Below are 20,434 nucleotides of genomic sequence, written 5' to 3'. Positions count from 1 at the left end.
GGTCAATACCACCTTTTTCTTCACCCGGACTTTTTCAAAATTAACGAGGCGTCCCATATGAGCTGTCGCGATCTGCCCTCTTTTCTGTTGATGCACAACCCGATCCAGGGCTACGACTGGGGCAGCCATGACGCCCTCACCCGCCTGTTTGACATCCCCAACCCGGATGGCAAACCCCAGGCCGAGCTGTGGATGGGCGCCCATCCCAACGGCTGCTCAGAAGTAACGATCGCAGGCAGTGCCCAGAAGCTCTCCGCCCTGATCGATGCCGCCCCCACCGCCGTCCTGGGTGAAGCCACCCTAGCCCGCTTCGCCAGCCTCCCCTTCCTGTTCAAGGTGCTGTGCGCCGAGAAGGCACTCTCCATCCAGGTACACCCGAGCAAGACCCAGGCCGAGGTGGGTTTCGCCAAGGAAGAGGCCGCCGGCATTCCCCTCAAGGCGGGCAATCGCAACTACAAGGATCCGAACCACAAGCCTGAGCTGGTGTTCGCCCTCACCCCCTATCAGGCGATGAACGGTTTTCGCGCCATTCCCGCCATCCTGGCGCTGTTCAAACGGGTCAAGGTGTCAGCCCTCGGCGAGCTGGTTGCGGGTCTTGCCGCCAACCAGAACGAGGCTGGCTTGCAGCACTTCTTCCATCAGTTGCTGATCCTGGAAGGGGCGCGCAAGGATGAGGCCCTGGCGGGTCTGCTGGCCTATGCCGCCGCGCATCAGGACGAGGAGACCTTTGCGCTGATCACCAGCCTGGCCGCCCAGTACCCGGGGGATGTGGGACTCTTCTCGCCGCTGCTGCTGAACGTGGTGACGCTGCAGCCGGGTCAGGCCATGTTCCTCGACGCCTGTACCCCCCACGCCTATGTGCGCGGCACCGGCCTCGAGATCATGGCGAACTCAGACAATGTGCTGCGCGCCGGCCTCACCCCCAAGTACATAGACGTGGCAGAGCTCTTGGACTGCACCCGCTGTGTGGCCAAACCGGATGACCAGATCCTGCTCAGCCCCCGCCAGGACGGTGCAGTGCAGCACTTCGACGTGCCGGTGCCGGACTTCACCTTCAGCGTCTATCCGGCCGGTGAACATATGCTCACTACCGCCAGCGCCGAGATCCTGTTTGCCATCGACGGCGACGTCCTGCTCAAGCAGGGTGATGAAACGCTGCGCCTGGAGAAGGGGCAATCCGCCTTCATTCCCGCCGCCACGGGCCACTATCAGCTGCTGGCCGAGGGCCGGGTCGCCCGCGCCGGCAACCGCTGCTAAGCAATGACGCCAGGCAATAACATGCCAAGCGCATAAAAAACGAGGGCCATCATCGATGGCCCTCGTTGTTTTTTCTTGTACCGCTTCGCGCCACCTCAGGGGGCCGTATAGGGCACGCCTTGCGCCCATCGGGATTGCCAGTGCGCCTGGTATTGGCGAGCGACCTCCGGCATGCCGCGCAGGACTATCACGTTCTCCGAGTTGAGGGTCTCGGCGGAGGGGGCGAAGTTGAAGGAGCCAGTCTCGACCGCGCTGTCATCGACGATGATCGTCTTGTCGTGATGGAGGTGATAGCGATCGTTGGTGCGAAGCGCCACCCCGCCGCGGGTCGCCTCTTTCATGGCCGCCTGGCTCGTCTTGCCCTGATTGCGCTGCTTGTCGACCACGACCTGTACCTCGACCCCGCGTTGTTTCGCCGCGATCAGCGCCTGTACGATATCGGGGGCCTGAAAGGCGTAGGCGAGCATGCGGATGTGATGCCTGGCGCTTCCTATGGTCGCCAGCACCAGGGCGCGGGCCGAGCCTTCCGGCGAGAAGCCAACCTGCACGCTGGGAGCGGCCTGGACGATGAGCGGCAGGCAGAGCAGGGCCGCTGTTGTGATCTGTCTAAGCATCTTCATCTTTTTACCTCGATGGGCCAGGCCAGCGCCGCCGCGTTGACGAGCGTCTCCCTCACGGCGGCTGATTGGCCTGCCAATGTGCGCCTCCTTCCCACCCGTGGCAAGGGCATCAGGCTGCCAGTCGCAGATGCATGAGGAAAGGGCATGATCAGCGTCGTCCAGGCCTTCCTCTACTGCTTGTCAGGGGCTTGGTCGCCTTTGATGGGAACCTGTCCCATGGTAGGATTTCCCGTCGGACATGGCCCGCCTCCAGGATCAGATCCGTCATCCCGAGCGAGCAGGTCACATAGGCCCCCTCCATGCCGACATCCGGAGCCGAGGCGTCCCGTGACTGGTCCCTTGACCCTGCTCGTCACTCTCGCCGCTGCGCTCGACCATGACACCCCAGCGGCAAAAACCTGATGGCGCCAAGCCATTGGCACTCTGCAAGCGTGGTACGTCCCTGTGATGGTAGATAACAACTGGCTGGCGCCTGTCTGGACCCTGTTTCAACAACAACCCCTGGCCCAGGGAATCGGCCTCGCGGCCATGCTGGTCGGCATCAGCGCCTTCCGGCAGCGGGATGACGGGCGTTTTAGACTGCGCCTGTGTCTCTATCAGGGGGCCATCGCCTTCCACTTCCTGCTGATGGGGGCAAGCACGGCGGCCCTCAGCGCGGGCCTCAGTTGCGTTCGTACCGTCGCCTCCGGGCACACCCGCAGTCCCTGGGTCATGGCGTTCTTTCTGCTGCTGGTCTGGGGTCTCGGCATTCCGGGGATAAACAGCCCGGTACAGTGGCTGCCCATCATAGGCACCACCATCGGTACCTGGGGGCTGTTTCGTGCCAAGGGTATAGTGTTGCGGCTCTCCATGCTGGCAGGCGGCTTGTGCTGGACCAGCCACAACATTCTCATCGGCTCCATCGGTGGCAGCCTGATTGAGCTGAGTTTCCTGTTCGTCAACTGCCACACCATGTACCGCATGTGGCGACAACCACTGCCCAACCCCAGCTGACAAATCATCCATACCAATGATTAGCAATTAAGCAGAATTAAATTCCACACCATTGTTACATGGCAGTGGAATAAAGAACCCCCACAATCCTCTCGGACGGTGGGGGTGTGATTATCGGCCTGGCAGAGAACCCCAAACGAGGGGCCTCAACAGGCTAGTGTTCCGCCGCTTCCGGCTGGGGAGCGTCTGAGCGTTCCCGCTGCAGCTCATCGACCCTGGCTTGCCATTTGTCATGGGCCTGTTTCTGGCCCTGTGACTCAAATTCCTGGCGCATGGTGTCGATCTCTTGGTCAAGTTTTTCCATCAGGATGTCTCCTTACATCTCGGGTTACACACTGGCTGACGGCACTGTTTGGCCAACCTGCTTGCTGATTGGACACCAGATCGCTTGAAAATCCCCAACGAAATAAACGATTGGTTATGCACAATCCAATCTAAAAAATGGTCCTAAATGAGCTTGCCAGCCCCATAAAACACACTACGGCCAGCTAACTCAAGGCCTTTAAATATAAAATAGTGGTTAATTTTCAATTAATTGAAACTATACTCACCGACAAGGTCCTGCATAAAAACGGGTCGCCTGGATTATGCATTTTTCTATTCTCGAGGATCCCGGACGCCCCTCGGCAACAGCAAGCGGTCAATCTCCCCCTCTTTGCCAGCTGGCTCACATTTTAAGCGAGGGTCAAGGCGCACAAATCTCCATATCGTCCTCCCAGACAGCACCCACCACCTAACACGGTAATGTAGGTTCCCTCTCTGAAGACAATCACAAGCGATTGTTTATAAAGTGATTTTATAAGATGTCAGCACTTAGTCTCATGCCAGACAAAATGCGAGCAGGGTCACAGGCCGGGGGCGTCGACACAAAACTCCAGTAAAGGGCACATATCTCCGATTTCGGTCAGAGGGGTTGGGCGAAACAATAGCGGGGTCAATCGTTTGCTCCATCCAACCATCACCAGGGCTCGCCGAAGCCAGGAGACACATATGCTCACCTCGTTGATAGATGAAGGACTGATCTGCCTCGATCTTGCCGCCACCGACAAGCAGACCCTGTTTGTCGAACTGGCCACTCAGCTCAAGAACCGCGGTAAAATCAGCGATCAGGATGCTTTCGTACGCGATCTCTGGGCACGAGAGAATCTCGGTAACACAGGATTCGAGCAGGGTGTCGCCCTGCCCCACGCCAAGAGCGAGGCGGTGACAGCCCCCGCCATCGTCATCGGCATCAGCCGCCAGGGGATCGATTTTGGCGCCGAGGATGGCTTGCCCTCCCGCCTGTTCTTCATGATTGCCTCCCCCACCGGCGCCGCGAACCACCATATCGAGGTGCTGGCCGAGCTCTCCACCAAGCTGCTTGAGCCCCATTTCATCCCCCGCATGCAGGCGGCCACCAGCAAGGCCGAGGTGTTGTCACTGCTCTCGGCCACGGGCAGCGCCAAGGCGACCCCCACACAAGCGAGTCGGGCGCCCCAGAGTGCCCCCGAACCCCAGGATCGCAGCATCAAGGCCCAGCTCAATACCCTCAAGCAGCACCTGCTGTTTGGCACCTCCCACATGATCCCCTTTATCGTCGCGGGGGGCGTGCTGCTATCGCTCTCAGTCATGCTGAGCGGCAAGGGGGCCGTGCCCGAGGCGGGCTTCCTGAAAGACATGGCTGACATGGGGATAGCGGGGCTGACCCTGTTTACCGCCGTACTCGGCGGCTACATCGCCTACTCCATGGCGGACAAACCCGGCCTGGCCCCCGGCATGATCGGCTCCTGGATTGCGGTGCAGCAGTTTCATACCGGTTTTCTCGGCGCCATCCTGGTGGGCTTTATCGCCGGGCTTATCGTCAATCAGCTCAAGCGCATAAAACTGCCGGACTCCATGAGTTCGCTCGGCTCCATCTTCATCTATCCGCTGATTGGCACCTTCCTGGTGTGCGGAATCGTCATGTGGGTCATAGGGGCGCCCATCGCCGCCATGATGGAGGGGATGAACCATTGGCTCTCCAGCATGGCGGGCTCCGGCAAGGTGATGCTCGGCGCCATCCTGGGTGGCATGACGGCGTTTGACATGGGCGGTCCGGTCAACAAGGTCGCCACCCTGTTCGCCCAGACCCAGGTCAATACCCAACCCTGGCTGATGGGGGGCGTCGGCATCGCCATCTGCGTACCGCCGCTCGGCATGGCGCTGGCGACTCTGCTCTCCCCCAAGCGCTACAAGAAGGAAGAGCGTGAAGCGGGCAAGGCGGCCGCCATCATGGGCATGATCGGCATCAGCGAAGGGGCCATCCCGTTCGCCGCCGCCGATCCGGTGCGGGTCATCCCGGCCATAGTCGCGGGCGGCATAGTCGGCAACATCACGGGCTTTATGATGCACAGCATCAACCACGCCCCCTGGGGCGGCTGGATAGTGCTGCCGGTGGTGGAGGGCAAGATGGGCTATATCCTGGGCACTGTGCTCGGCGCCCTCACCACGGCCCTTGTCGTCAACCTGCTGAAAAAACCGGTCACCGAAGAAGATGAGGTGACCGTTGCCGATACCGACTACCAGGCCATCGAAGCGGAAGGAGAAGCTGACGTGCTCGCCATCACCGCCTGCCCCTCCGGCGTGGCCCACACCTTCCTCGCCGCCAAGAGCCTGCAAAAGGCGGCGGCCAAGGCGGGGATCAAGCTCAAAGTGGAGACCCAGGGCGCCAACGGCATCATCAACCGCATCACGGCAAAGGACGTGGCCAACGCCCGCTGCGTCATCCTGGCCCACGACGTGGCCATCAAGAACAAGGAGCGCTTCGCCAATATCGAGATAATCGATGTCAAGACGCGGGATGCTATCCATAATCCAGATGGATTACTGGCCCGTACCCAGGCGGCCAGCAACAAGGTGGCCTGATAAACCCATGAGATTGCGATAACTCGTTGAGATTAAAAGGGGCCCCTGGGGCCCCTTTTTAGTCGATATCTCGGCGCATCCCCCATCTGATAGCCCAACCACCGAGCCCTCGGCAGCAGGCCCCAGAGCCAGGTTCTGGTACCTCTTGCCCCTCTTTTCCTTACCGTTTTGACTAAGCCACGAGCGTACTCAAGGCAATGGGATTGACCCAAGTAGGGATGGCTGCATTCTGCGTCGACTCGTTAAGATAGGCCCACAGGCGCCACGCCTTTTCCCTCGGAGTCATAAATGGACCTTATGTTGTTGCTCGGCTTGATCGCCATGGGAGGCACCTTCTATGCCATGCGCTTCTGGGACAAGCGCCACGCCAACCCCGACTGGTTGCGTCTGCCCAACCGCGCCGAATACCTGGATGCCCACCCGGATTGCGCCACCGGGGATGAGCTGGGTGCCCGCTGCTGCGCCTGCGGCTCGGACAAGGTTGTTGGCCATCCCCAAACCGGCTGGCCGGATCATCGCTATCGCCACACCTGTCTCGCCTGCGGCAAGGTGCTGTTTCGCACCCAGGAGCCCAGGTAAACGACCTTACATATCCGCCAGCCAACGCGATATGGCTGAGGCTGGAACTGGAATCTGCGGCAATATGGAGATGACCCGGTGAACTTCGGGCTAAGAGGGACGGGAAGCAATGGCGCAAGATTTAACAGCCCTGAAGCGAAAATGGCTTAAAAAGCATCTGCAAGAGTTACGGGCAACCAAACATGAGGATGAGGAAAAAGGAGGAATGCTGAGTTTCGTCGGCATCCTGTGCGCACTCATCCCCCTGTTGACAGCGGCTGTGTACTTTGTGGGAATGCGTTACTACCACGGCTATCTGAGCCAGTTCGGACTCGAAGATACCGAATTCTCTCAACCAGCGGATGTGACTCTCTTTCATGGGTTTTACCTGCTGCTCAAACTGTTCTTACCTTATGTACTTCCTCTGGCGATGACAGTTGGAGGGCTATTTGCCGTACTCACATTTTTCTTTTTCAAAGTGAAGTGGCGACTGGCACTCTCTTGGTGGGTTATTCGCTTTTTTGTTCTGCTCCCCATAGTGCTGAAGGGAGGAAAAATCGCTCACAACTATCCGGCCCCCTTTACCTTTAATTGCTTGATTTGGCTAAAAAACACTTACTTAAAATTTGCACTTTTTATTCTTCCTCCCCTGCTGGTTATCTGGGCATCCGAATACACCAAGCCCATGGGTAAAGAGCTGGCTCGCAGCCAGATCGCCCGCCTAGAGCAAGGCAACTGGCCAGAGAGTGAGGCCCATAGCCAGTCGCTCCTGCTCGGGGATGAGCCCCATATCCGCATCGCCTGCAACGGCTCCCACTGCGCCTACCACCTCAAGGAGGGCGATACCCTGATCCTGCGCTTCGATCAAATAGAGCAGACCCGCTATCGCGCCAAGCCCTCTACTCCAAACGAAGAGGGCCGCCCCTAGGCGGCCCGCAGGTTGTCAACGCGCCATCAATTCCCCAGCAGATCGGTGAGCGCACCAATCAGGGCATCCAGTCCCTTGTCGAGCTTCTTGCGCGAGCAGCCGACGTTGAGGCGGATAAAGCCGCGCCCCTCGGGGCCATAGGTGTCGCCACGCATGATGGCGACACGGTATTTTTCCACCAGCAGGGTTTGCAGGGCGTCCATCTTCTCTGCCGTGTCGATACCAAGTCCGCTGAGATCAATCCAGACGAGATAGGTGCCTTCGGGCACCCGATAGTCGATGGCGGGGAAAGCGCCGTTGAGCCGATTGGCCACCCGGCTCAAGTTGTCGTGCAGGTGGATTTTCAGGGCGTCCAGCCAGGCATCGCCGTCGTGATAGGCGCTGATATGGGCCAGCACCCCGAGTATGGGGGGAGATGAGAGGCCGTGGGCGGCCTTGAGGCGGCGCAAGTAATCGGCGCGCGCCGCTGCATCTGGAATAAAGGCGTAGGCACCGCCGAGGGCCGGAATGTTGAAAGACTTGGAGCCCGAACTCACCAGCGCCCAGCCATAGTCCATGGCCACCTCGCTCCAGGGTGTGTAGGGGGCGAAGCTCATGTCCATGTGGATATCATCCGAGATGACCCTCACTCCATGGCGCTGGCAGATGGCGGCCATGCGAGAGAGTTCGTCCCCCGTCCAGACCCGGCCCGTGGGGTTGTGGGGGTTACAGAGCAGCAGAACGCTGCAATCCGGGCGGGCCGCCAGACGCTCGAAGCCGTCCCAGTCGATGTGATAGTTCCCCTCCCGCTTTACCAGCGGACAGGAGAGCAGCACGCGGTCGTTGGCGCCGAGCATATTGCCGAAGGCGTCGTAGGCCGGAGTGTGTACCAGCACCCCCTCGCCCGGGGTGGACCAGAGTCTGATCAGCTGGGCGATGATATAGATGACCGAGGGGCCGTAGACCAGAGTATCTGCGTCCAGTTCGGCGCCATAGCGGCGGGCAAACCAATTGCAGATGGCCCCCTTGAAGTCGTCGTGATTCCAGCGGCTGTAGCCAAAGACCCCGTGCTCCAGCCGTTTGGCCAGGGCCGCGCGAATGCAGGGAGCAGTCTCGAGATCCATGTCGGAGATGGTAAAGGGGAGCAGATCGGCATGGCCGAAGCGGTCCGCCACATAGTCCCACTGGGTGCAGTAGGTGCCGTGGCGGTCGACCTCTCGCTCGAAGTCATAAATCTGATGCATGGGGTTTGATTCTCCATCGATGCGGCGAATAACCAGAAGGAAGAGACAAGGGGGCCTCGGCCCCCCTGTCGTGATTGTTGGTTCGCACTCAGGCGCCCATCAGGCTCTGCAGCTGGTTTTTCACCAGATGGACCTGGGGCCCTATCACCACCTGCAGGTTGTGCTCGTCGAGCTTGATCACCCCGATGGCGCCGTTGGCCTTGAGCAGCTTGTCATCGACCCGGCTCATGTCCTGCACCGACATCCGCAGCCGGGTGATGCAGTTATCCAGCGCCAGTATGTTGTCGGCGCCCCCCAGGGCATTGAGGATGATCTCGCCGTTGTAACCGCTGCTGCCCGCCTTCTTGCCGGCCGCTTGCGGCGCGTCGTTGCTCTCAATTTCGCGACCCGGGGTTTTGAGGTTAAAGCGCACGATGGCGAAGCGGAACACCCCGTAGTAGATGGCAAACCAGATGGCGGCCACCACCGGCACCAGGTACCACTTGGTGGCGGTGCCTTGCAGCACGCCGAACACCAGGAAATCGATGAGGTTGCCGTCGGTATTGCCTATGGTGACCCCGAGCAGCCCCATGGTCATGAAGCCAAGGCCGGTCAGGATGGCGTGGATGACGTAGAGCACGGGGGCCACGAACAGGAACAGGAACTCGAGCGGCTCAGTGATGCCACCGATGACGCAGGCGACCACCCCGGAGACCAGCAGCGCCTTGATCTTGCCGCGATTCTCCGGACGGGCGCAGTGATACATGGCGAGGGCCGCGCCCGGCAAGCCGCCGAGGAAGGCCGGCATCTTGCCCTGAGAGAGGAAGGAGGTGGCCGACACCGAGAACTGGGTGGTATCGGCGCAGGAGAGCTCGGAGTAGAAGATGTTGAGCGCCCCGCTCACCTCGTTGCCACAGACCAGCTGGGTGCCACCGGCCTCGGTGAAGCGGATGAGCGCCACCAGGATGTGGTGCAGGCCAAGGGGCAGCAGCAAGCGTTCACCGGTACCGAACAGGAAGGGGCCGAAGGGGCCGGCGTGGGAGATGACGGCGCCGATGCCGTTGATGCCGGCGGCAAACCAGGGCCAGACCAGGGGCACCACCAGACCGACCACCCCCAGCACGATGGCGGTGATGATGGGCACGAAGCGGGCACCGCCGAAGAAGGCCAGGGCATCTGGCATCTTGTAGGTGTAGAAGCGGGCGTGGAGCTTGGCGACTATGACCCCGACTATGATGGCCCCCAGGATCCCGGTATCGATGGAGCTGATACCGAGGATGGATTTCACCCCGTAGGCCTTCTCTGCCGCCGCGTCACCGATGACGTTCGCCACCGTCAGATAGAAGTTGATGGAGAGGTTCAGGGCCGCGTAGCCAACGAAACCGGCGAAGGCCGCCACCCCCTTCTCTTCACGGGCGAGGCCGAGGGGAATGGCGACTGAGAACATCACCGGCAGGTAGATGAAGGCCACCAGCCCCACCTTGGTCATCCAGAGGAACAGCAGTTGCAGCACGGTGTGATCGAGGAAGGGCATACTCTGCTTCACCGCATCGCTGGTGAGTGAGCTGCCGACACCGAGCAGGATACCGGAGAAGGCGAGCAGGGCGACCGGCAGCATAAAGGTCTTGCCGAGGCTCTGCAGGAACTCCCAGATCGTGGATTTGGCGGGGGACTTGGCCATCTGTCTAATCCTTGTGAAGTGAAGGTCAGGTCCTGTGCCTCCCCTTCTCTTATCCGTCAGCAGCGCTGGACAGAGAAAGAGGGATCGCATCAGGTTTCGCGAATGATAAAACGTTTTATCAACTCAAAATCCGCGACAAGATCACAATTTCACCGCCAAAAACACCACCGTCACCAGATCTGTGAGGCAGATCCCTCCCCGCGTGCTGTAACGTTTTACTCCTCTCCCTCCGGGGGTATGCTGTGCCTCTCGGCTCTCCTATCGTCCCATGCGCTCGCCTATGTCGCTCAAACCGCTGCCATCCAAGAATGCCAAGATCACCGACGTGGCCCAGCTGGCGGGGGTCTCGGTCACCACAGTCTCCATGGTGCTGCGGGGCAAGGGGCGCATCTCCCCGGCTACCGCAGAGCGGGTGCAGCAGGCCATCAGCCAACTCGATTATGTGCCCAACAGCGCTGCCGCCAACCTGCGCAGCCAGCACTCCAACCTGGTGGGGCTGATCCTGCGGGACATCACGGATCCCTTCTATACCGAGGTGACCGCCGGGGTGAGCGAGGTGCTGGAGCAGCAGGGTTATCTGCTGTTTCTGACCCAGTGCGGCCACAGCCCGGAGCGGTTGCAGCAGAGCATACAGTCCCTGTCGCGCCAGGGGGTGGCCGGCATCATCTTCAACCCGGTGCGCGGCGCCGCCGCCAAGACGCTGCAGACCCTGCTCGACTCCCAGCTGCCCGTGGTGTGCGCCGCCCGCTCCTACTACCGCGACGACGTGGACTTTATCGGCCCGGACAACACCCACGCCGCCAAGCAGGCCGCCACCTACCTCATCGAGCAGGGCCATCGCCATATCGCCTACGTGGGCGGGCGGGCAGACTCCCTCACCCGGGCCGAGCGGATCGGCGGCTACTGCGCCAGCCTGCTGCAATACGGATTGCCGTTCAAACCCGAGTGGGTGCTGGAGTGCGATCGCACCCAGCGCAGCGCCGCCGACACCATAGCCCAGCTGCTGCACCAGCATCCCAAGGTGACCGCCATCCTCTGCCACTATCCCGAGGTGGCCCTCGGCGGTATCTACGGGGTGGAGGCGAGCGGGCGCACCGTGGGCAAGGACAACTACATAGGCCAGCAGGTGGCCCTGCTCGGCTTTGACGACATCGCCGAGGCCGAACTCACCTTCCCCGCCCTCACCTTCGTCGACTCCCCGGCCCGGGAGATTGGCCGCCAGGCCGCCCGCCGCCTGCTGACTCGCATGCAGCAGCCCGAGCTCGCCCCCAACCGCCATATCATCACCCCCAGCCTGCAGAAGCGGGAGTCGGCATAAGTCGCCGTGTACAGCCGTTCGGCCGCGCAACAACGGGTTTCGTCATCGGGTAGTGTTATCTGCGGCCTGTCAGCGCACATGGGTGACAACGGATGAACCAGCCCCCCGCATGGGGAGGGCTTTTTATCAGCGTTAGGAGCGCCAAGGGGGGAAGAATATGATGGGTCCGTCCACCAGTTAAGGAGCCCGGATCAAGATGAGCACCCAGAGCAAAGATCAACAGCACACAGAACCGCAGAGCGAGATCCACCGCTGCGACCAGTGCGGCGAGCGAACCCGCCATCTGGTGGTGCTGGTCCCCCGCAACCACAGCCAGGACATCATGCCCAAGGAGCCACGCAAGGCCTTCTGGCAAGCCTTTCGTGCCAGCACCATCACCAACTGGGCATTTGGCTCGACCCTGGCCTATCAGACCACCCATGTACGGCACCTGATCTGCGAGCGCTGCGGCGAGAAGTTTCTCGAGTATTGAGTCGGGATCCAGAGCGCTGCATCTCTAAACAGCTGGCTCCTCTGGGCCAGTTCATCCAACCCCCGAAAATAAGCCATTTATAGATCCCGATCGGTTTTTATCGACGCCCTATTTTGTTCACTCACCACCTTGGTTAAGATACTTCACTTGGCTATCAAGGCGATTACGGATCCCCATTCATGGCTCGAGTCTGTAATACACCAGCAAGTCGCTTGTGGGTAAAAATCAACAGGACGGAGGCTTTAATTTAGGGTGGTAGCCTGCCCAATAAAGATTGAAAATACTTGATCATGCTTTTGCAATAATCCTATTAGTCTACGCTAATCCCACCTATAATTTCATATCAGCTCGATGAATAAACACACTAATTTTATGCCAAATGCAACTGAATGCTGGCACTAAAAACATTGAATGTCTGCACTATACACATTAATTAAAAGCATAAAAATGGAATTTTGGTAAGAAATGAAAAAAACAACATTTGCTTGTATAAAAGAATCAAAGAGAATGAAAAATAAGACTTTAATTTATGATTTTGGCGTAAGTCATGAGAAAAAAATTAGATTTATAAGATTATGGTTCCTAAGGATCCTATCTCCTACGTGGTGGTATGCTGATCATGTTAAGAAGGGTTCAAATCCTGAGAGTAGGATGAGAGGGATTATAGCTCGTAACTACTCGTATCTGTTTATATCTATGCTTTCCACCTTAATTTTCGGCGGACTTTTTTCTTATGGAGTATTTCATTATGTTCCTGCTTGGTTGACCTATAGTATTTTTTTATTCATATATTCACTTCCATTTTCCAGATGCAATGAAATATTTCTGGCTTTTATCGCTGATGCTCTAGATAAATCGGAAGGAAAAGTAAGCTCTAGCTTACTTTCTTACAGAGAGCGTATCGAATTAGCGCTAAAAAGTTATATCGAGTTAATTTTAAATTATTCTTTAATATACTTGTTAATACCTAAAGAATGGTTTAATAAAAGTTTCGAAAGTGTTTTAGACACTATTTATTTTAGCGGTGTCACTATCACCACCTTAGGTTACGGTGATTATTCACCAACGCACTGGTTACCAAAGATCCTGATAATTCATGAGGTACTTGTTGGTTTTACTCTTATTATAGTTAGTTTCGCTTTATATGTAGGAAAAGCACCAACCGAGCCTAATTTATAGGTTAAAATTAGAAGTCTATGTATGTTGGTTCAGTACCAACATACTTGGTTGGTTGGTTGGTTGGTTGGTATCAAGCACCACGAACCTAACCTATATTGGAAAAACAAGCCAATAAAACCTCTTCGCTCATTTAATAAGCATAAGCGCTAACGGATGCAAAAACATATATACTTATATCTTGTCTAATTCAAATCCAGTCTAACCATTACTATACCATTCAGTTTACCCCCGAATTCATCTGGCATGACATCTACATAGGGTTGTTTTCACTAGGGACCTTATATCTCTATTTTAATTTTTTCTCTTCTATTTTCCCCATCATTTATGAACAAGTGAAAAACCTGAGGCCGATAAAATATCGAAAACTAATAAACAGAGAAAATATAATACCATTATCTAGTATCACATGGGCAACAAATGCAAATTATTTCAATGCAACAAAAAATAAAGATGAGAATGAAATATGCAGATAAGAAAAGCCAGCCACCATGAGCTGGATACCATCTACTGGATGGGGTTTGATGCCTGGGGTGGTGCTCTTGTGCCAACTGAATATCTGGCGAGCAGCCAAGGTAGTAAGAAGTATCAGTCCGGTGTGTGGCATGTCCTGGTGGTCGATAATCAGCCTGTCTCGTCCCTGATCGTCTATCGGGACAGCTTTGGCCTTGGTCAGGGCTGTTTTGGCATAGGTTCACTGGCAACGACGCCTGCGATGAGGGGACAAGGGTTTGGCGCCCATCTGCTGCGCGCCGTGACAGATATGCTGCTGGATGCCCCCGATGCCATCGCCACGTTTCTGCATGCGGATATCGACCATCACTTCTACGAGAGGCTGGGGTATAGGCGCCTTCCGGGGGTTGATTGCATGTATTTCTCTCATAGGCGGCCACATTATGTCGGTGAACCGCCGACCTACTTTTAATCCATTCCCTGCTAATCCGCTCTCAGCCACCATCCATACGGCTGCCACCCGATGGCTAGCGACTTTTCTCCACCTTTCCCCTGCTTGTTTCCCCCCTCAACCCCTCCATTACCGCCATTTATGTGCGTTGGCTCACATCCAGAAACCTCCTCTTACCTCACAAATTTACAGAAATACAGCTCCCTTCGCCCAGATAAGGGCTGGCTCAATGGATGATACTTATCGGCACACACACTTTTAATCTACTGATTTTTAACTATAAAAAATCACTCAGTGGTTCAGTCCAGGTCCGTTTTGTCAGCTGGTCTGCTGTGAGATCGGGGTCACACTCAAGGTGATAGCGCACAAAAATCCAGTATTTCGCAGTTTTGTCCGATAGGGGGAAGCTCACGCGTCCACCATAATAGGAGGGTCAAATTTGTCTGCATGTCCCGGGTAGCACCTGTCGTGGTCACCCGGGAAACGATGCCAACAGGCTCCAGCAAGGAGCGGGGAGAACACCATGATCACCACCCTTATCAACGAGCAGCTGATCGCGCTCGATTTAAAGGCCAGCCGCAAGGAGGAGGTCTTCAGCGAGATGGCCCATCTGCTGGCGGCGCAAGGCAAGGTCAGCGACGAGCAGCAGTTCATCAAGGACTTGTGGGCCCGGGAAGAGCTGGACAACACAGGTTTTGAGGAAGGGGTAGCCCTGCCCCACGCCAAGAGCGCGGCGGTAAGCACTCCGGCGGTGGCCATCGGCATCAGCCGCGCCGGCATCGACTACGGCGCCGAGGATGGCAAACCGTCCCGCCTGTTCTTCATGATTGCCTCCCCGGCCGGCGGCGCCAACCACCATATCGAGGTGCTGGCCGAGCTCTCCGCCAAGCTGATTGAAGAGGGCTTTATCGACGCCCTGCTGGCCGCCAAGACCTCGGCCGAGGCGCTGGCGCTCTTGCTCGAGAAGAAAGAAGAGACGGTAGCCGCTCCGGCTGCCGACAAGGGCCTCATCATAGGGGTCACCGGCTGCCCGGCCGGTATCGCCCACACCTATCTGGCGGCCGAATCCCTGGAGCGCGCCGCCAAGGAACTGGGCTATGAGGTGAAGGTGGAGACCAACGGCTCCATCGGTGTCAAAAACAGCCCGACCGCGGCCGAAATCGCCCGTGCCAGCGCCATCGTGGTGGCCTGCGACAAGCAGGTGGACATGGCTCGCTTCAACGGCAAGCCGCTCATCAAAACCGGGGTCAAGGCCCCCATCAAGGATGGCAAGGGCCTCATCGAGCAGGCCCTCAAGGCCCCCGCCTACGTGGCGGACAAGGATGAGCGCAAGAGCGAGGAGAAGAGTGCCGGCGGCACGTCCGATCTCTACCGCTATTTGATGAACGGCGTCTCCCACATGATCCCCTTCGTAGTCACCGGGGGCTTGCTGATCGCCCTGGCGCTCGCCATCGGCGGGGATCCGACTCCCAGCGGCATGCAGATCCCGGTAGGCAGCATGTGGAACCAGATCCTCAACGTGGGGGTCGCCGCCTTCACCCTGATGATCCCCATCCTCGCCGGTTACATCGCCTACGCCATCGGTGATCGCCCGGCGCTGGCCCCTGGCTTTATCGGCGGCTGGATTGCCAACAACGGCAGCTTCTACGGCGCCGACGCAGGTACCGGTTTTATCGGTGCCATCATCGCGGGCCTGCTGGTCGGTTATCTGGTGCGCTGGATTGCCACCCGCCAGTACCACAAGATGGTGCAGCCGCTGGTGCCGATCCTCATCGCCCCCATCGTCGGGTCCCTGTTTATCGCCGCCGTCTTCATCTTCATCATAGGTGCCCCCATCGCCGACATGATGACGGGCCTGAACGCCATGCTGCTCTCCATGAGCGGTGGCAGCCTGGTGTTGCTCGGTATAGTGCTGGGGGGCATGGCAGGCTTTGACATGGGTGGCCCGGTCAACAAGGTGGCCTTCCTGTTCTCCGTGGGCATGATAGCCTCAGGCCAGACCCAGTTCATGGGGGCCATGGCCTGCGCCATCCCGGCCGCGCCGCTTGGCATGTCCCTCGCCACCGTGCTCGGTCGCAAGCTCGGCATCTTCGATGCCACCGAAATTGAGGCAGGCAAGGCCGCCGGTGCCATGGGCCTGGTGGGGATCTCAGAGGGCGCCATTCCGTTCGCCGCCCGTGACCCGCTCGCCGTCATTCCGGCCAACATGCTGGGCAGCATGACAGCCGCCGTCATGGCCTTCCTGTTTGGCATCACCAACAGCGTGGCCCACGGTGGCCCCATCGTGGCCCTGCTGGGTGCGGTCAACAAGCCGCTGCTGGCCCTGCTCTGCATGATCTGTGGCGCCATCGTCACCGGCGTGGTGGCGGTTGCCCTGAAAAAACTGCGGATGAAGAAGACGGACGAGCGCGCGCTGGCCAAGGCCGCCTGATCCCCTCCTTGCTGCAAGAACGCATCACAAGACGCAAAGAGGCCACCCCGGGGTGGCCTCTTCTTGTTTCGCTACATTGTGCATATAGGCGGCCTCACGGGGCAGCACCCGCGGTCGATCCGATTGACCCTAGCCAGAGCGCTGTTGACCTTCCCGATTGTTTGTCACGGCCTTGCTCATCACAGCTCCGCTCAGCTAACTAACCCCCTTTCCCGCTCGTTTCTTCCCCAATGGCGACGCCTCGCCGTGATCCTCTTCACATTTCACAGCCAGATCCGGCCAAACTAGGAATTTTTCCTACCCCCCCTAGGGATGACTCTCACGCCCTCCCGGCTTTGCCTCTTTACAGTCCCCCTACCTGATGTAGTGACCCGCCCCTTCGCAGATGCAAGGTGCCGGGCACAGGTTCAATCGACAGGGCGGCGCGGCCTCCCCTGTTGGCCTTTCCGTGGCGTGACCTCTTATAACCGGTCGAAACAGACCGACTCCATAAACGAGGGGCGCGGCGGAAATACCGTCTATCTCGCAGAGGATGAACGAAGATGTTGAAAATGCTCCAACAGGTCCGGGTCCCCACCCTGGACCTGCCGGTCGAAGCCCGGCGCAAGCTCTGGTTCAAGCCGTTTATGCAATCCTATCTGGTGGTCTTCATCGGCTACCTGACCATGTATCTGATCCGCAAGAACTTCAACATTGCGCAGAACGACATGATCCAGGAGTACGGTCTCTCCATGACCGAGCTCGGCATGATTGGCCTCGGCTTCTCCATCACCTACGGGGTGGGCAAGACACTGGTCTCCTACTATGCCGATGGCAAGAACACCAAGCAGTTCCTGCCGCTGATGCTGATCCTCTCGGCCCTGTGCATGCTGGGCTTCAGCGCCAGCATGGGGGGCACGGGTTTCAGCCTCTACTTCATGATCTTCTTCTATGCCCTGAGCGGCTTCTTCCAGAGCTGTGGTGGCTCCTGCAGCTACTCCACCATCACCAAGTGGACTCCCCGCAACAAGCGCGGCACCTACCTCGGCATGTGGAACCTCTCCCACAACGTGGGGGGCGCCGGCGCGGCTGGTGTGGCGCTGTTCGGTGCCAACTACCTGTTCGATGGCAACGTGCTCGGCATGTTCATCTTCCCCTCCATCATCGCCCTGATCGTCGGCTTCGTGGGCCTGCGTTTTGGTAGCGATTCGCCGGAAGCCTATGGCCTTGGCAAGGTGGAAGAGCTGTTTGACGAGGTCGCGAGCGAAGAGGACATCGCCACCGAGGAGCAGAAACTCACCAAGTGGCAGATCTTCGTGAAATACGTGTTGATGAACAAGGTGATCTGGCTGCTGTGCTTTGCCAACATCTTCCTCTACGTGGTGCGTATCGGCATCGACCAGTGGTCCACCGTCTACGCCCACCAGGAGCTCGGCTTCTCCAAGGAGATCGCCATCCAGGGCTTCACCTTCTTCGAAGTGGGCGCCCTGGTCGGTACCCTGATGTGGGGCTACCTCTCCGATCTGGCGAACGGTCGCCGCGGCCTGGTGGCCTGTGTGGCCTTGGCGCTGATCATCGCCACCCTGGGTCTCTACCAGCACGCCACCACCCAGTTCATGTTCCTGGGCTCATTGTTCACCCTGGGCTTCCTGGTGTTCGGCCCGCAACTGCTGATCGGCGTCGCCGCCGTGGGCTTCGTGCCCAAGCAAGGCATCAGCGTGGCAGATGGGGTCAAGGGCACCTTCGCCTACCTCATAGGTGACAGCTTCGCCAAGCTGGGCCTGGGCATGATCGCCGACGGTACCCCCATCTTCGGTCTGACCGGCTGGGACGGCACCTTCGCCGCGCTGGACATGGCCGCCGCCGCCTGTCTGGTGCTGATGGCCTGCGTGGCCGTGGCCGAGGAGCGCAAGATCCGCCGCATCAAGCGGGAAATGAAGGCCGCTACTTTGGCCACCCAGTCCGCCTGAACCGGCGCGCACTGAACTCTGCCGGGTGAATCACCCAGCCCGGCAGGCAAACCAGTTTCACTCCGTTGTGTGCATTCGGCTCGCCCTGTGGCGGGCCGTTTTTTTATTCTGCCGCCCATCGCCGTCAAATGGCGCCGAGCCCTTGCGCAAAGCGGCGCCAGAGCACCGCCAAGATCCCACTTTTACCCCGCACCTTTGGCAAAACCGGGCGCTTGGCGCTATCTTGTTGTCCCACCTCAATTTGCTTCGAGAGCCCATGAAGATCCTCGCCGTCACCGCCTGCCCCACCGGCATAGCCCACACCTACATGGCCGCCGAGGCGCTGCAAAAAGCCGCCGACAAGCTGGGATTGAAGATCAAGGTCGAGACCCAGGGTGCCATGGGGCTGGAGAACGTGCTGACCGCCCGGGACATCGCCGGGGCGGATCTGGTGCTCATCGCCTCCGATATCGAGATTGAGCAGAAGGATCGCTTCCTCGGCTGCGCCATTCGTCAGGTATCGCTGGAATCCGTGCTGCTGGACGCCGCCGGCGTGCTCAAGACCCTGAGTGCCTGATGCTCACCCGTGAGCTCACCTTCTGCTGTCGCCAAGGCCTGACCATCACCCAGGCCAAGCAGCTCTGCCGGCTGGCTGGGCTGTTCAAATCCCATATCCAGTTCGTCAATGTGACCCGCCGCCAGAGCGTGGCGGCAGCCAACCAGCTCGCCCTGCTCACCCTGGCGACCCAGCCCGGGGATCTCTGCCAGCTGCTCATCGAAGGGCTGGATGCGGAACTCGCCCACATGGCCTTCACCTGCTGGTGCGGGGAGCTGGGCCAGCCCCTCGGCCGCCCCGCCACCGCCGCCCAGGCCGAGCAGCGTCTGTGCGGCACGCTACCCGATTATTGCTTCACCCTGGCTCAGCTCGGACACGCCAGCGCCCCCATCGACAAGGCGCTGGCGCTGAGGGTACTGGTGGATCTGCTGCCCGCCGAACTGGTGCGCGACAGGCCGGCGCTGGAGCAGGCCATAGGCGCACGGGAGCAACTGGCCGCCACCATCATACGGCCAGGCCTCGCCATGCCCCATGTGATCTGCCCCGCCATCCGCCAGCCCTCTCTCTCGCTGCTCAGCAGTGCCGAGCCCATCGAGTGGGGATCTCCCCTGGGGCCGGTGGAGACCATCATCTTGCTGGCAATCCCGACCGGACTCGCCCCCGAGCAGCTGCGCCCCCTCACCCGCCTGGCCCGCGCCCTGATGGACGAGACTGTCAGCACGGCGCTCCTGCGCGCAAGCTCCTCCCCCGCCCGCCAGGCCATCGTCATCGACGCCTTGCTGAGCTGAACCTCACCCCTACACCCCGTTCATCTCTGCGCCAGCCCCCTGTGATACAATCGCGCATCCCCTGTTTTTGGTATGCCTGCGATGAAACCTGCCCGTCCCCGCCTCTCCCTCTCCGCCCGCACGGGTGGCCCAGCCCGCACCGCCAAGGTAGGCACGGTCACGCCAAGGGCGCGCACCGGGAATACCTCAAGCGAGCGCAAGCCGGAGGTGGCGCCGGCGGATCGCAAGTTGCTGCTGCTGAACAAGCCCTACATGGTGCTCTGCCAGTTCACCGACGAAGGGGGGCGCGAAACCCTCAAGGATTACATCTCTGAGCCCGGCATCTATGCCGCCGGCCGGCTGGACCGCGACAGCGAAGGGCTCTTGCTGCTCACCAACGATGGCAAGCTGCAGGCCCGCCTCACCCAGCCGGGGGAGAAGACCCCCAAGACCTACTGGGTGCAGGTGGAAGGGATACCGAGCGAGGCGGCGCTGGCGAGTCTTCGCGCCGGGGTGGAGCTCAACGACGGCATGACCCTGCCCGCCGGGGCGCGGATCATGAGTGAGCCCCTGGTGTGGCCGCGCAATCCGCCCATTCGCGAGCGAAAGGAGATCCCCACCTGTTGGCTGGAGATCAAGATAGTGGAGGGGCGCAACCGCCAGGTGCGGCGCATGACGGCCCATATCGGCCACCCCACCTTGCGCCTCATTCGCTACGCCATCGGTGACTGGAATCTCGATGATCTGGCCCTGTCTCTTA

Annotated in this window: 18 protein-coding genes; 14 read left to right on the top strand and 4 right to left on the bottom strand. The window is 59.2% G+C overall.

What is annotated here, in order from left to right; translation table 11 throughout:
- Window positions 1-57: 57 nt before the first annotated feature.
- Window positions 58-1,257 (top strand): mannose-6-phosphate isomerase, class I, encoded by a 1,200-nt coding sequence (gene manA, locus CUC44_RS09070; protein ID WP_100859645.1) that lies wholly within the window; start codon window positions 58-60, stop codon window positions 1,255-1,257.
- A 95-nt stretch (window positions 1,258-1,352) separates the two neighbouring features.
- On the opposite strand, the gene CUC44_RS09065 is transcribed toward manA, so the two are convergent.
- Complete coding sequence (locus tag CUC44_RS09065) at window positions 1,353-1,877, bottom strand: phospholipase D family nuclease (protein ID WP_100859644.1); 525 nt, start codon at window positions 1,875-1,877, stop codon at window positions 1,353-1,355.
- Between the two features lie 447 nt (window positions 1,878-2,324).
- On the opposite strand from CUC44_RS09065, the gene CUC44_RS09060 reads away from it, so the two are divergent.
- A complete protein-coding gene (locus CUC44_RS09060; protein ID WP_100859643.1) occupies window positions 2,325-2,870 on the top strand; it encodes a YgjV family protein in 546 nt (181 codons plus the stop codon).
- A 154-nt stretch (window positions 2,871-3,024) separates the two neighbouring features.
- Here CUC44_RS09060 and CUC44_RS21090 read toward each other — a convergent pair whose 3' ends face one another.
- Window positions 3,025-3,174 (bottom strand): hypothetical protein, encoded by a 150-nt coding sequence (locus CUC44_RS21090; RefSeq protein WP_167388845.1) that lies wholly within the window; start codon window positions 3,172-3,174, stop codon window positions 3,025-3,027.
- 686 nt (window positions 3,175-3,860) lie between these two features.
- Here CUC44_RS21090 and CUC44_RS09055 point away from each other — a divergent pair.
- From CUC44_RS09055 to CUC44_RS09045, 3 genes are all read left to right on the top strand, one after another.
- A complete protein-coding gene (locus CUC44_RS09055) occupies window positions 3,861-5,753 on the top strand; it encodes a PTS fructose transporter subunit EIIC (RefSeq protein ID WP_100859642.1) in 1,893 nt (630 codons plus the stop codon).
- A gap of 288 nt (window positions 5,754-6,041) precedes the next feature.
- On the top strand, window positions 6,042-6,332 hold the full coding sequence (locus CUC44_RS09050) for a hypothetical protein (RefSeq protein ID WP_100859641.1): 291 nt from the start codon (window positions 6,042-6,044) through the stop codon (window positions 6,330-6,332).
- A gap of 109 nt (window positions 6,333-6,441) precedes the next feature.
- On the top strand, window positions 6,442-7,239 hold the full coding sequence (locus CUC44_RS09045) for a hypothetical protein (RefSeq protein ID WP_100859640.1): 798 nt from the start codon (window positions 6,442-6,444) through the stop codon (window positions 7,237-7,239).
- Window positions 7,240-7,265: 26 nt separating this feature from the next.
- On the opposite strand, the gene CUC44_RS09040 is transcribed toward CUC44_RS09045, so the two are convergent.
- Window positions 7,266-8,462, bottom strand: a complete 1,197-nt coding sequence (locus CUC44_RS09040) for a MalY/PatB family protein (protein WP_100859639.1) — start codon at window positions 8,460-8,462, stop codon at window positions 7,266-7,268.
- Between the two features lie 88 nt (window positions 8,463-8,550).
- Window positions 8,551-10,122 (bottom strand): maltose/glucose-specific PTS transporter subunit IIBC, encoded by a 1,572-nt coding sequence (gene malX, locus CUC44_RS09035; RefSeq protein ID WP_100859638.1) that lies wholly within the window; start codon window positions 10,120-10,122, stop codon window positions 8,551-8,553.
- Between the two features lie 280 nt (window positions 10,123-10,402).
- On the opposite strand from malX, the gene CUC44_RS09030 reads away from it, so the two are divergent.
- The 9 genes from CUC44_RS09030 to CUC44_RS08990 all read left to right on the top strand — a co-directional run.
- Window positions 10,403-11,440 (top strand): Mal regulon transcriptional regulator MalI, encoded by a 1,038-nt coding sequence (locus tag CUC44_RS09030; protein ID WP_100859637.1) that lies wholly within the window; start codon window positions 10,403-10,405, stop codon window positions 11,438-11,440.
- A 196-nt stretch (window positions 11,441-11,636) separates the two neighbouring features.
- The gene (locus tag CUC44_RS09025) at window positions 11,637-11,912 is read left to right on the top strand and encodes a hypothetical protein (protein WP_100859636.1); all 276 of its coding nucleotides are present in this window, start codon (window positions 11,637-11,639) and stop codon (window positions 11,910-11,912) included.
- A 465-nt stretch (window positions 11,913-12,377) separates the two neighbouring features.
- Window positions 12,378-13,091 carry a potassium channel family protein gene (locus CUC44_RS09020; protein ID WP_100859635.1) on the top strand — a complete coding sequence of 238 codons (714 nt, stop codon included), beginning with the start codon at window positions 12,378-12,380 and terminating at the stop codon, window positions 13,089-13,091.
- 463 nt (window positions 13,092-13,554) lie between these two features.
- Window positions 13,555-14,013 carry a GNAT family N-acetyltransferase gene (locus tag CUC44_RS09015; protein WP_100859634.1) on the top strand — a complete coding sequence of 153 codons (459 nt, stop codon included), beginning with the start codon at window positions 13,555-13,557 and terminating at the stop codon, window positions 14,011-14,013.
- Window positions 14,014-14,515: 502 nt separating this feature from the next.
- Window positions 14,516-16,423 carry a PTS fructose transporter subunit IIABC gene (locus CUC44_RS09010; RefSeq protein ID WP_100859633.1) on the top strand — a complete coding sequence of 636 codons (1,908 nt, stop codon included), beginning with the start codon at window positions 14,516-14,518 and terminating at the stop codon, window positions 16,421-16,423.
- Window positions 16,424-16,965: 542 nt separating this feature from the next.
- Window positions 16,966-18,372 carry a hexose-6-phosphate:phosphate antiporter gene (gene uhpT, locus CUC44_RS09005; protein ID WP_100859632.1) on the top strand — a complete coding sequence of 469 codons (1,407 nt, stop codon included), beginning with the start codon at window positions 16,966-16,968 and terminating at the stop codon, window positions 18,370-18,372.
- Between the two features lie 256 nt (window positions 18,373-18,628).
- On the top strand, window positions 18,629-18,928 hold the full coding sequence (locus CUC44_RS09000) for a PTS fructose transporter subunit IIB (RefSeq protein ID WP_100859631.1): 300 nt from the start codon (window positions 18,629-18,631) through the stop codon (window positions 18,926-18,928).
- Complete coding sequence (locus CUC44_RS08995; protein ID WP_100859630.1) at window positions 18,928-19,695, top strand: PTS sugar transporter subunit IIA; 768 nt, start codon at window positions 18,928-18,930, stop codon at window positions 19,693-19,695. Before CUC44_RS09000 ends, CUC44_RS08995 begins: the two co-directional genes overlap by 1 nt.
- An 81-nt stretch (window positions 19,696-19,776) precedes the next feature.
- A partial coding sequence (locus CUC44_RS08990) for a pseudouridine synthase (protein WP_425266301.1) occupies window positions 19,777-20,434 on the top strand: 658 nt, incomplete at its 3' end.

It is taken from the genome of Aeromonas lusitana, from assembly GCF_002812985.1.
Taxonomy (GTDB): Bacteria; Pseudomonadota; Gammaproteobacteria; order Enterobacterales; family Aeromonadaceae; genus Aeromonas; species Aeromonas lusitana.
Note: the sequence above shows the minus strand (reverse complement) of the source record. Positions and strands in the feature narration are given on the sequence as shown.